The sequence below is a fragment of the Psychrobacter sp. genome (genome assembly GCF_030454045.1).
In the GTDB taxonomy this organism is placed as follows: Bacteria; Pseudomonadota; Gammaproteobacteria; order Pseudomonadales; family Moraxellaceae; genus Psychrobacter.
The window spans coordinates 1-12,233 of record NZ_JAKDJE010000083.1 but is presented as its reverse complement, the minus strand read 5'-3'; the positions used below and the strand labels follow the sequence as shown (position 1 = coordinate 12,233).

Genomic DNA, 12,233 nt, shown 5'->3' with positions numbered 1-12,233 from the left:
ATGTCCATTAGCGACTACCACCTACTTTTTAGCATGAATTTTGTCCATTACACCCCAAAATTCAATCATAAACCGCACAAACAAGGCTCGCCTGGCTATCCTATGTACGGTTATGAGGCACGTGTCCTCAACGAGGAGACAGGGGAGGTATGTCAAGCGGGTGAAAAAGGACTCCTTGCGATTCAAGCGCCACTACCACCTGGCTGTCTCACCACAGTATGGCGTAATAATGAGCGTTTTATGAGTAGCTACTTTGGGTTATTTGATGGTCGACAGTATTCTACCTCAGATTATGCAGTGACCGACGAAGAGGGGTATTTTTATATCCTAGGACGGACGGATGATGTGATCAATGTTGCAGGCCATCGGATAGGGACACAAGAGATTGAGGAGGCGATCAGCACCCATCCTGAGATGGCAGAATGCGCTGTTGTTGGGGTGCAAGATGAGCTAAAAGGCGAGCTGCCCATAGCATTTTGTGTGCTAAAAGATCAGACGCAGGTAGAAACGACCGAAAATCGTTTCCGTATTGAGCAGCAAGTCATAGGCGCTGTGGTCAAATCCTTGGGCGGTATCGCAAGGCCTGCTGCCATTTATTTTCCGCAGTCATTGCCAAAAACACGCTCTGGCAAAATTCTACGCCGATCCATTCGGGCGTTAGCAGAGGATAAACCGACAGGAGATATGTCTACCCTAGACAATCCAGCCGCTATTGATGCCGTTAAGCAGTCCATGAAAGAGTATTAGATGGTAGCCATTAACTCAGCGCTATGAGCGAGTGGGACTCTCTATCACTCATAAAATCAGGCAAGCTTTCAAAGCTCATGAGTCGTCATGAGCTTTTTTATTGGCATTGATTGAGCGATTTATTTTCAATAAAACAAACTTAACAAAATTTCAATAAAGCGCTTGACCCTAAAAATGATTTATTGTTATAGTCAATAATGATACAAAATAAATCATTTTAAAAAGTGATTTTTAATAAGCATTTCTTCTTAAATACTTATCGCATCGACCACTCAAGGAATAGTTAGATACCATCACACGGTAGTCTCGCAAAAAAGATAAGGATATCTTATGCATCATGTTCAGCAGCTCATCAATGGTCAGTTCATGCAGTCAAATACGGATGAATGGATTGATATCACCGACCCTGCCACCCAAGAAGTCATCGCAAAAGTACCACAAACCACCGATGATGAAATCAACCAAGCGGTTGCAGCCGCCCAAACAGCGTTTGAAACCTGGCGAAAAACACCCATCACCACACGCGCTCGCATCTTTTTAAAGTATCAATCTCTTATTCGTGAGCATATGGATGAACTGGCAGAGATTCTGACAGCGGAGCAGGGCAAAACGATTGCTGATGCGCGCGGCGATGTGTTTCGTGGTTTAGAAGTTGTAGAGCATGCGGCTGGTATTGCCAATCTACAAATTGGTGACTTTGTAGAAAACGTCGCATCAGGCGTTGATACTTATAGCATTTGGCAACCACTCGGTGTGTGTGCGGGTATCACGCCGTTTAACTTCCCAGCGATGATTCCTCTGTGGATGTTCCCGATGGCGATTGCCACAGGTAACACCTTTATCCTCAAACCATCTGAACAAGACCCGATGGTGACCATGCGTCTGGTGGAGCTTGCGATTGAAGCAGGCGTACCTGAAGGTGTCCTCAATGTCGTGCATGGTGGCAAAGCCACTGTCGACGCTATCTGTGACCATCCAGATATTAAGGCGGTGTCTTTTGTGGGTTCTACGAGTGTGGGCAAGCATGTCTATGAGCGTGCCAGTCAATCGGGTAAGCGCGCGCAGTGTATGATGGGTGCAAAAAACCATGGCGTTATTTTACCTGATGCCAACAAGGAGCAAACGCTCAATCAGCTCGCAGGTGCGGCATTCGGTGCAGCGGGTCAGCGCTGTATGGCGCTATCGGTGGTAGTATTGGTCGGTGCGGCTGGCGAATGGATCGACGATATCAAAGCCAAAGCAGAGAGTTTGGTCGTATCAGCTGGTAAAAATGATAAAGATTTGGGCCCACTGATCTCTACAGCAGCCAAAGCCCGTGTCGAGCACTTAATTGGTACGGGTGTCGAGGAAGGCGCAAGCTTGATACTTGACGGGCGCGGAATTACCGTTGAAGGGTTTGAAAAAGGCAACTTTGTGGGACCCACAATCTTTGATAATGTCACAAGCGACATGCAAATTTATCAACAAGAAATATTCGGTCCAGTCCTATGCATCATGCGGGCTAATAGCTTAGACGAAGCCATTGCGTTACTCAATGCCAATCCACACGGTAACGGCACCGCGATATTCACCCAATCAGGTGCTGCTGCACATAAATTCCAGCAAGACATTCAGGTCGGTCAAATCGGTATTAACTTACCTATTCCTGTACCGCTTCCTATGTTCTCATTCTCAGGATCACGTGCCAGTAAATTGGGCGACTTAGGTCCTTATGGTAAACAAGCCGTACAGTTCTATACTCAAACAAAAACGGTCACTGCACGTTGGTTCGACGATGAGGCAAGCCGCGGTGTCAACACGACAATTTCTATATAATTGTTAGCGCATTGGATTTACAGTATGACGGTTATACGACTTGCGGTACTATGAAACGCAGTGTGATGATCGTTATGCCGCTATCAGGTAGCGCCAATGTCTTATAAACTCGCTTACCGTTGTGTTTACGAGAGTCTCTATCAATATTTTCTAAGATTTAAGACCTCTATTTGATCTATAAGAACAAGGATGACCCCATGGATTTTACATTGACCGATGACCAAATTGCCTTTCGCCAAACCGCCCGTCAATTTGCACAAAAAGAGCTCAAACCGCATGCTGCTGAATGGGATCGCAACTCCCACTTCCCAGTGGATGTGATCAAAAAATCGGGTGAGCTTGGTTTTTTGGGGTTATATACCAACCCAGAATATGACGGTCTGGGATTACCAAGACTCGATTCAGCCATGGTATTTGAAGAATTGGCATGGGGCGATACGTCTGTGGCGGCCTATATGAGCATTCATAATATGGCCGCCTGGATGATTGGTGAGTATGGCAGTGCGCCTTTGTGCGAAAAATATTTGCCCAACATGGTGAGTGGTGAGTGGCTTGGCAGTTATTGTCTGACAGAGCCGAATGCAGGGTCGGATGCAGCCTCCCTCCGTACCAAAGCGGAGAAGCAAGGCGATTACTACGTATTAAACGGTGAAAAAACCTTTATATCTGGTGCAGGCTCGACCGATGTATTGGTGGTGATGGCGCGTACAGGCGCGTCAGGCCCAAAAGGGGTGTCAGCATTTGTGGTTGATGCCAATAGTGCTGGTATCGAATACGGCAAAAATGAGCACAAAATGGGCTGGAAAGCGCAGCCGACCCGAACCATCAGTTTTAAAGATGTCAAAGTACCAGCCGCAAATCTAATAGGCGAGGAAGGTCAAGGGTTTCGTATCGCCATGAAAGGACTCGATGGTGGTCGTATCAATATTGGAATTTGCGCAGTCGGTACAGCGCAATCTGCATTAGAGACAGCCACCAGTTATGTACAAGAGCGCAGTCAGTTTGGCAGTCCCATTGCCAACTTACAGTCTGTGCAATTCAAACTTGCTGATATGCTGACTCAGACGATTGCTGCACGGCAAATGCTCTATCTGGCAGCCAATAAAGTCGATAACCACGACGGGCAAGCGTCTACTTACTGTGCGATGGCAAAGCGTTTATCAACAGACCTGTGTTTTGCAGTTGCCAATGAAGCTCTGCAATTACATGGCGGTTATGGCTACCTGAATGAGTATCCACTTGAGCGTCATGTACGAGATTTGCGCGTGCATCAGATTCTAGAAGGCACCAATGAGATCATGAGAGTGATTATCTCACGTCAAGTGCTGCAAGATGAAGGGCTAAGCCAGTTACGCTAATTTATCTCGCTTTACCAAAACAAGGATGTTTTATGACAGATTATACCAATCTAACCCTATCGATCGATGGTCATACCGCCATACTGACATTGAACAACCCGCCTGCGCACACGTGGACGATGGACAGCTTACAGGCTCTCAAGCAGCTTATCACAGACCTTAATGCCAATGATGATGTCTACGCATTGATCGTACATGGAGATGGAGAAAAGTTCTTTTCAGCGGGTGCAGATTTAAACAATTTTTCAGATGGGGACAAAGGACGCGCTATCAGTATGGCGATTGCGTTCGGTGAGGCGTTTGAAGCGTTGTCTAATTATCGCGGTGTCAGTATTGCAGTCATTAATGGCTATGCGATGGGCGGCGGTCTCGAATGTGCGCTTGCATGTGATCTTCGTATTGCAGAAACACATGCACAAATGGCGCTACCAGAGACTGGCGTTGGATTACTGCCCTGTGCAGGCGGCACCCAAAATCTACCGTGGCTGGTGGGTGAAGGTTGGGCCAAGCGCGTGATATTATGCGGCGAGCGCGTTGATGCAGACACGGCATTACGCATTGGTTTGGTCGAAGAGGTTGCAGCAAAGGGCGAAGGGTTACAAGCGGCTCAAGATTTGGCGAAAAAAGTGGCAAAGCAATCGCCCGTTGCAGTGAGCTACTCCAAAGCATTGATTCAGGCGGCCAGAGACACGCCGCCTGCTCAGAACCTTATTCACGAGCGCGAAGCTTTTGTGAAGCTATTCGACACCATGGATCAACGCGAAGGGGTGCAGGCTTTTTTGGAGAAGCGTCAACCCAATTGGCAAAATAAATGAGCGATGTTTAAAAGGCGTAAGCCATAATATTTATCATGTTTTTTAATTTTTATAGGTCACTTTTATGACAGCAGCGACGACATCGACTAATGATACTAACTCCCAAACATCAGTAAATAATGCAGCACAAGCAGCCTCTGTCTTGTTCCATACTGAGCCCACAGCTTGTGGACATCTAATCGGGATAATGACGCTCAATACACCAAAATCACTTAATGCGCTCAGCGTTGATATGTGCCAACTTTTATCAGCACAGCTAAAGCAATGGCAAGCGGACGATCGCGTGGTTGCACTACTACTAAAAGGGGCAGGAGACAAGGCGTTTTGTGCTGGCGGTGATATCCGTAAGCTCTATGACAGTATGTCTACCAGTGCCCCAATGCCGAACCCTTATGCTACTGAGTTTTTCAGTCATGAGTATCGTCTGTATCGTCAAATGCATTTTTATCCAAAGCCGCTCATACTTTGGGGCGACGGCATTATCATGGGCGGTGGTATGGGGCTGATGGCAGGATGCAGTCATCGTGTGATCACAGAGCGCACCCGTTTTGCCATGCCTGAGATTACGATTGGGTTATTTCCTGATGCCTCAGGCAGTTGGTTTTTGCAGCGAATGCCTGCCAAAACAGGGCTGTTTTTAGGTTTGACGGGCGCGATGTGTAATGGGAGCGATGCGCTATTGGCCAATCTGGCAGAGTATGCTGTCCTTAGTAGTGATTACGAGGCCATCATACAGCGTCTCAAGCAGAGCAACTGGCACACGGTAGCTGATGCAAATAGGACAGGTATATTTCATCATAATAGCGCTCATAGTATCGTTAGCCGCGCACTTGCCAAGCTACCAGCCGCCGAGTTACCTGACAGTAAGCTTGCGACATACTGGCGGCCTATACATCAATTGATGAGCAGCGGTGGTCTGGCAGATATTGATGCCCTGCTACAAAGCGATGAGGCGCTTGCAGATCTGAGCAAAGAGTTTGCAGATGACAGCTGGACACAACGAGCCATCGCAACCTATCGCCATGGCTGCCCTGTGACAGCAGCATTAACATATGCAATGTTTCATAAAGTTGCTGATTTGTCGATAGAGCAGGTTTTGTATCTAGAAGCTAATGTGGCAGTGCATTGTGCAGCCAATCCTGATTTCAAAGAAGGCGTGCGAGCATTATTGATTGATAAGGACAAGCGCCCGCAGTGGTCGCGCTCACTAGCAGAGTGCTTGAGCGCAGAGGGGCAAGCGCATATTGATCAGCACTTTGCCAATCCTTATCCCAAAAACGAGCATCCTCTAGAAGGTTGGTTGAGTGATAAGGCATTGGGCAATCAGCTCGACTAACGGTTTATATACCATTTAATCTTCGTTAGTAAATACAGCAAAAAAAGTAGTAATGACTACATAATCAATCATCAAGGAGTGATGAGATGAGTACAAAGGAGACAGGTACGATGGATAATGACACTTCTAAACCAAGTATTGCTTTTATTGGGCTTGGTAATATGGGTGCACCCATGGCAGAGAATTTACTAAAGGCAGGGTATACACTTTCTGTCTTTGATCTGTCTGATGCAGCCACTAAACGCCTAGAAAAAGCGGGTGCGTGCGTGGCACAGAGCCCGAAAGAGGCGGCGAGTAATGCTCAAGTTGTCATTAGTATGTTGCCTGCAGGTCAGCATGTACACTCTGTGTACTTAGGTGATAGTAGCGCTGAGGGTTTATTGGCAGCGCTGCCCAAGGGTACGCTGGTAATAGATAGCAGTACGATAGCGGCGGCTGATGCTAGGACGGTCGCAGAGGCTGCAAGCAAGCTTGGTATCGACTTTTTGGATGCTCCAGTATCTGGTGGGACAGGCGGGGCGGTTGCTGGTAGTTTGACCTTTATCGTTGGTGGTCGCGCTGATGCTTTTGCCAAAGCTGAGCCGATACTGTCAGCGATGGGTAAAAATATCTTTCATGCAGGCGAGCATGGCGCAGGACAAGTGGCAAAAATCTGTAACAACATGCTTTTAGGTATCCTAATGGCAGGAACGGCAGAGGCCATCAATCTAGGAGTGAAAAACGGTCTAGATCCTAAAGTATTGTCAGATATCATGTTACAGAGCTCAGGTCGTAACTGGACGCTAGAGGTTTATAATCCTTATCCGCAAGTCATGGAAAACGTTCCCTCTAGCAATGGCTATCAAGGCGGCTTCATGAGTAAGCTTATGCAAAAAGATTTAAATCTTGCGATGCAAACGGCAAAGGATACTCATGTTGATACGCCGATGGGTGCCAAGGCCACTGAATTATATACCACACATGCGCAAGACAATGGCGATAAAGACTTTTCTAGTATCATGGGTCGTCATGATGCCTCGGTATTGTTTTAGAATTATCTTAGAAATAACGACTCATATACTCAATCGCTCTTACTATTGTGAATAGAGAGTGCTTGTTAGATGAAAAAAGGTTCATGCTACATTTATAGCATGAACCTTTTTTTATTTGATCATAGTAATGAATGAGCAATGACTCTACTAGCTTTGTAGATCGTAAACCAGCGCTTGGATATCTTGCGCTGCCTGCTGTAGGCGCGGCACATGCGTCATCAGATCGTCTAATGACACGCGTATGGTCGGCGCATGCAAGTACAAAGAGGCCAGATAACGTGACTTCTTATCTAATACAGGCACAGACACCGCCACCATCTCCGAGATAAACTCTTCGTTGTCGATACCGACCCCTGTCTCAGCGATTTTATCCAGCTCTTGATTGAGCGCATCGATATCTGTGATGGTGTTTTTGGTAAATTTATCCAAAGGCAAGCCTTTCAATATCTTGTTACGGCTGGTGGTAGAGAGCTGGCTCAGATACAGCTTACCCGTCGCCGTACACCACATCGGAGACTTGACGCCCACAGGCAGATAAATCTGCAAAGGTAGTGAGGTCTGCGCGCGGTTGGTATAGAGCATATTCATATGATAAGGAATCGCAATCCCGCAAGTCTCTTCGATCTCCTCGACCAGCTTATGCAAAATCATCTGCCGCTCATTAAAAAACTGGCGCTGCTGCCACAGCTCAACGCTCAAATTGCGCACTCGCTTGCCAGGTATGATGCCGCCACCGATATCAACGGTGACAAACCCCTCATCGACTAAGTTTTGAATCAAACGGTGGATGGTTGGTTTGGGAATATCCAACTCTTGCGACAGCTCAAGTGGAGAGAGAGGTTTAGAAGCGTACGACACCGCTTCTATGATCTCTAGCACACGGGTAATCGACGATACTTTAGGCATATAAATTGCTCGATAATAAAAAATGAGAAAGCGCAGTCGCTTGCAACGCGTTAATAATTATAACAAAAAGTCATAAACCTGAGGCTTTGTAACTGGTTTATTACTGTCTCTAATTTAGCACAATATAACGCTTAGACAAACGTTAGTCGTGGTATAACAAGACATTTATGTCGTTTATTTTCCTAACTGATTTTTTTGTCCAAAAACACCCCTAGATACGTTAATTCACAAAACACAACAATCTGTAGTAATAAGCTATATAACTGTTATTGAAGCTGAGACGTCAGTAAGCGATGATAATGACATATTTTGTAATATCCTTACATGAGTATTAAGTCACTTGAAAATCATGTCTACGCTGTTGGATCACTTTGAGAGCGTTGTGTAACAGAAAGTTGAATTTTTGCCGGTTGATGTAGCAATTATTACAATACCTATGCAATCTTTACATAATGGCAAATAAAAAGCGCGTCTGTAGGGGTGACTTTTTGAGCCAAAATTGTTTTAATCTCCTCAACAAAATGGTGATTCAAAACAAACAAAGTCATCGTTTTTTTACGGGCGAGTTATTTTACATTTAGGAGAGTAATCATGAAACTTATTAAACTTACAGCTATCTCTGCCGCTGTTCTAGCATCAACGGCTGCATTAGCAGCTGATCCAGTTGTCGTTGTTGATGACAACACAGCTGTCGCATATGAAGCAGAGCCAGTCGCTGTCGCTTATGAAGCCGAACCTGCTTATGCATATAATGCTGATGCTGGTGTGGTACGTAACACAGCTGGCGCTGTCGCTGGTGGTACTAAGACTTTCTTCCAAACAGCTATCAACCCAGCTGCTGTCAGTGCTGAAGTTGGTACACTAGGTTATGGTGCCAATATCGCTTGGGGTTTGAATGAAAAAACTGAACTACAAGCTGGTTGGGCAGGCGGTGATGTTGCTGACCTGTTTGGCGGCGACTTTGATGCAAACGACGTAAACTATGATGTAGATGCTGACTTTAGTAACCCATACCTAGGCGTACAATTACGTCCTACTGGTAACTGGTTCACTATGGGGGCTGGTATCATTGTACCGGATAACGATCTCGATGTAACTGCTAACCCAGAAGGCGGCGTATATAAAATTAACGACGTATCATACAACGCAGATGATGTAGGTACTTTACAAGGTACTATGGAACACCGCAACAAGCTAGCGCCTTATGCTACTATCGGTTTCCGTCCTAACATCACTAACAACTTCGGTTTATTCGGTGAAGTTGGCGCAGCTTATATGGGTAAAACAGATGCCACAGTTAATGCAACTGATTCAACCAACCCTGTACGTATCTCTAACGGCGTAACTGATGTTCCTTCTGGCTTAAATGCTGGCCAAGTTGCTAAGCGTGCTGAGCAAGAGTTAGAAGATAAAGACTACCTTGAGTGGATGCCAATCGTAAAAGTTGGTGCAACTTACCGTTTCTAATCTAATGATGGTCTAATGACGGTTATTAGTAGAAAGTAAAAAACGACCCTTTTTAGGGTCGTTTTTTTATGTTCAAAATAAAGTGGTGAAAATGAGTTGCGAGAGTATCGCTAGATATCCTTAAAAAACAACGACTGTTTGGTGGGGGCGCAGTACTGCAATTTGGTAATGGGATTGCTCGTTAATATGATTAACCGTAAGGATTTCTTTATTCATGCTACCAATTAAGGCAGGAACGATATCAGAGTAGTCGATTCTTAGGCCTTGAGCCAAGGTATATTGATGGATTTTAATAAAGCTTTCTTTTATTTGCCACAACAACTTGGCGGCATGGTCACGTTGTTTTGTCGGTAATGTTTGCAAGATAGCCATTTCCTGCGCTGCGTAAAACCGCTTGGCGATATGCCAAGCCACGTTATTACTCTCTATGTCGATACCAGCAGAACGATGACGACTGATTACCACTGCTATTGAGCTAAATGACGGATGCTCGTTAGGTCGACTGGACTGTTTTTCCGCTTTATTTTTATCATGAATACTTGTATGGCTAAAGCAGACGTAATATCCACTATCGATGAGGCGATAAGGAAAGTTTGATTCATCTAAGACATCGTTCATACCGAGCGTATCAAGTAGTTGCTGCAATAGGCATCTTACGCCTTGTCGTTGCTGCTGATATTGCCTATGACTGATCGTGCGTTTTGATGTTGGGGTGGTCAACGTATGATAATGCCATCTAAATTCATTAAGATTAATAGATGCCATATAAGAAGAATGTGCTGAAAACCAGTATGATTTGTATTGTAAACTAGGAAAGCCTGAAAAGCTGGAGGCGCCACCTACTTTGGCGGTGGCACACCATGTGTCATGATTGAGCTGAGTATATTGAATATTGCTTAGGTTCAGAGCTGCTATCATCATGACTGATCGTCGAACATTTTAGTTAAGAATCTTTAAAGACTTAAATTGCGTAAAGGCTTTGTATACACTTTATATATTTGTACCACATAGTACATTATAAAAAGCCCAGCAATATAATATCACTGGGCTTGTTAAAGACAGGTGGTCTAACGACTTTTAGTAAGACAGCTCAGCACGGCGGTTCTGTGCATAGGCAGCTTCAGTATTGCCAGCGGCTGCAGGGCGCTCTTCACCGTAGCTAATGACGCGGATATTGTTGGCAGTGACGCCTTGAGCAGCAAGATAGTCACGCGCTGCTTGGGCGCGGCGCTCGCCTAGCGCCATGTTATACTCGCGGCTACCACGCTCATCAGTATGACCAGCAATCACAACGCCAGCTGCTGGGTTTGAATTTAATAGGCTCACGTGTTGATTAAGGACGCTCGCTGCTTGAGGAGTGATTTCGCTGCTATCAAAAGCAAAATAGACCACAGCTTGCAAGCTATCAGCACCAGCAACGACGGCAGTTGGGTTATCAGCAATCACTGCACCAGTGTAGCCAACTTGTCCACCAGGAATACCTAGCGGAGCGACCACAACTTCTGAAGTCGAGCGCTTAGTGGCACAACCTGTTGTGATTGCAACGGCGCTTGATAGTACAGCAAGGACAGCGATCTTAGAAAAACTGATTGACATGACGAGCTCCTAAAATTTTAATTAAATTGTTTTTGTGAACTGCTTACGATAAAACTTAGGCAATCTTTATCCATCATATACTAACTGTTAATTTATGTAAGTATTTTTACTGTAAATAACGACAGATATTAGGGCGTGTTGAATATTCAACCATGGCACTGACAGAGACTGTTTTTAGGCGGTTCGCAGATAACAATAGTGAGTATAGTCATTCTATACGTGTATTTTTAGCAATGAAGCGGCAAAAAAGAGCCTAAGTACTTTACCAACGATGTTTACCCCAGTTCTCAGGATTGGCCCAGTAGTCCGCATTGAGCCAGTTTGGCAGTTGTTTATAATCATATAAATTGAACTGCCAGAGTGTCGCTGATACAGTGGCGGACGTTATTGATTCAATATCGCCAATATTCACCGAAGGCTCATCTAAGATATCAAATGGCGTAAATCCATAAGGTTTTAGATCTATTGAGTCATCAAGGGCAACCAATAGGTGGGCGGCATACAAATCTCGGTAGCGCATGAGAGCAGGAATATACTGATGTAATAATTCATGTGACAGGGTTGGGAGCCAAAAGCAAGCAAGCTCGTAACGTTCCAGTACAGGCTGTTTGGTCAGTTCTGATAAGGTTGATAACTGCCATGATTCAGCCGACGCATTATTTTTGTCATTGGTGTCTGTCTGTTTCTCAAGCGCTGTTTGCAATAGTGATCGCTCTTTTTTGTCATGCGCTACCCACAACAGTCTTGCATCATCTTGTGCATCGATCGTTTGTGCTTGCTTATCAATGGAGCTATCAAGCGATGTCATGAGCGCATCAACATACTCTATCAATAAAGGTAAGGTAATCTTTGAGTGTTTGGTAGAATGTATCGTCATATAATGGCCATATTTAGAGGTGAGTCGTTGTTGTGCCTATTAAATCATTTTCAGCGATATTATCCAATTGATAACCTAAGCCTGTGATGTGTTTAATTGTTTATATGACAATCCCAATACTTGAAATCTAAGGATTTAGGTCAATCTATCTATAAATAAAAGTCATCAAGTAAAAAGTCATTTATATTCCCTGACTTTGTTTACTAAAAATATTGCTATAAAAACGATATTTATAGGGCGTGTTGAACATTCGACCATGGCACTGACAGCGACTATTTTTTAGGC

10 protein-coding genes and 1 pseudogene are annotated in these 12,233 nt (G+C 44.9%); 7 read left to right on the top strand and 4 right to left on the bottom strand.

Annotation, left to right across the window (positions count from 1 at the left end):
- From L0G63_RS12070 to mmsB, 6 genes and pseudogenes are all read left to right on the top strand, one after another.
- Window positions 1–747 (top strand): annotated as a pseudogene (locus tag L0G63_RS12070) (AMP-binding protein); the annotation flags it as partial.
- Window positions 748–1,077: 330 nt separating this feature from the next.
- Window positions 1,078–2,562, top strand: coding sequence for a CoA-acylating methylmalonate-semialdehyde dehydrogenase (locus tag L0G63_RS12065; protein WP_301450883.1), 1,485 nt, complete (start codon window positions 1,078–1,080; stop codon window positions 2,560–2,562).
- A gap of 197 nt (window positions 2,563–2,759) precedes the next feature.
- Complete coding sequence (locus L0G63_RS12060; protein WP_301450882.1) at window positions 2,760–3,920, top strand: acyl-CoA dehydrogenase family protein; 1,161 nt, start codon at window positions 2,760–2,762, stop codon at window positions 3,918–3,920.
- 32 nt (window positions 3,921–3,952) lie between these two features.
- On the top strand, window positions 3,953–4,735 hold the full coding sequence (locus tag L0G63_RS12055; protein ID WP_301450881.1) for an enoyl-CoA hydratase: 783 nt from the start codon (window positions 3,953–3,955) through the stop codon (window positions 4,733–4,735).
- A 64-nt stretch (window positions 4,736–4,799) separates the two neighbouring features.
- Window positions 4,800–6,071, top strand: coding sequence for an enoyl-CoA hydratase/isomerase family protein (locus L0G63_RS12050; RefSeq protein ID WP_301450880.1), 1,272 nt, complete (start codon window positions 4,800–4,802; stop codon window positions 6,069–6,071).
- An 86-nt stretch (window positions 6,072–6,157) separates the two neighbouring features.
- The gene (gene mmsB, locus L0G63_RS12045; protein ID WP_301450879.1) at window positions 6,158–7,102 is read left to right on the top strand and encodes a 3-hydroxyisobutyrate dehydrogenase; all 945 of its coding nucleotides are present in this window, start codon (window positions 6,158–6,160) and stop codon (window positions 7,100–7,102) included.
- 147 nt (window positions 7,103–7,249) lie between these two features.
- On the opposite strand, the gene L0G63_RS12040 is transcribed toward mmsB, so the two are convergent.
- On the bottom strand, window positions 7,250–8,008 hold the full coding sequence (locus L0G63_RS12040; RefSeq protein ID WP_301450878.1) for an IclR family transcriptional regulator: 759 nt from the start codon (window positions 8,006–8,008) through the stop codon (window positions 7,250–7,252).
- 591 nt (window positions 8,009–8,599) lie between these two features.
- Between L0G63_RS12040 and L0G63_RS12035 the strand changes: the two genes are divergently transcribed.
- Window positions 8,600–9,475 (top strand): hypothetical protein, encoded by an 876-nt coding sequence (locus L0G63_RS12035; RefSeq protein WP_301450877.1) that lies wholly within the window; start codon window positions 8,600–8,602, stop codon window positions 9,473–9,475.
- Between the two features lie 120 nt (window positions 9,476–9,595).
- Here L0G63_RS12035 and L0G63_RS12030 read toward each other — a convergent pair whose 3' ends face one another.
- From L0G63_RS12030 to L0G63_RS12020, 3 genes are all read right to left on the bottom strand, one after another.
- Entirely contained in the window at window positions 9,596–10,396 is an 801-nt protein-coding gene (locus L0G63_RS12030; protein ID WP_301450876.1) for a 4'-phosphopantetheinyl transferase superfamily protein, read from the bottom strand.
- Between the two features lie 156 nt (window positions 10,397–10,552).
- A complete protein-coding gene (pal, locus tag L0G63_RS12025; protein ID WP_301450875.1) occupies window positions 10,553–11,071 on the bottom strand; it encodes a peptidoglycan-associated lipoprotein Pal in 519 nt (172 codons plus the stop codon).
- A 262-nt stretch (window positions 11,072–11,333) separates the two neighbouring features.
- On the bottom strand, window positions 11,334–11,948 hold the full coding sequence (locus tag L0G63_RS12020) for a DUF6231 family protein (RefSeq protein WP_301450874.1): 615 nt from the start codon (window positions 11,946–11,948) through the stop codon (window positions 11,334–11,336).
- Between the last annotated feature and the right edge of the window lie 285 nt (window positions 11,949–12,233).